Origin of the sequence: Corynebacterium sp. HMSC061H03 (genome assembly GCF_001838215.1) — a bacterium.
Taxonomy (GTDB): Bacteria; Actinomycetota; Actinomycetes; order Mycobacteriales; family Mycobacteriaceae; genus Corynebacterium; species Corynebacterium jeikeium_D.
The window spans coordinates 23,851-24,157 of sequence record NZ_KV836085.1 but is presented as its reverse complement, the minus strand read 5'-3'; the positions used below and the strand labels follow the sequence as shown (position 1 = coordinate 24,157).

Sequence of the window (307 nt, the reverse complement as noted above, 5' to 3'; positions counted from 1 at the left end):
ATCAAAGCGCTTCAAGCACAGCGCGACACGATCGCCGGGCAAGTCGAGGAGATGTGCGAATCGTTTTCCTCTTGCCCAGGTCTTGATGTCGATGCCCGGCGTAGGCATCAAGACCGCCTCTAACATCGTGTTGTCCATCGGCGATTGCCAGGACTTCGCCGATGCCGCGCACTTGGCCGCTTACGCCGGCATCGCGCCGACCACCCGGCAGTCGGGTACGTCGGTTCGCGGCGAGTTTCCCACCAGGGCCGGCAATAAGCAGTTGAAAAACGCGATGTTTCGATCGGCGTGGATCGCGTCGAACTGC

At 60.9% G+C, this 307-nt stretch carries 1 pseudogene; it reads left to right on the top strand.

The features are described 5' to 3' along the window. Window positions 1-67: 67 nt before the first annotated feature. Window positions 68-307: pseudogene (locus HMPREF2787_RS09225) on the top strand (IS110 family transposase); the annotation flags it as partial.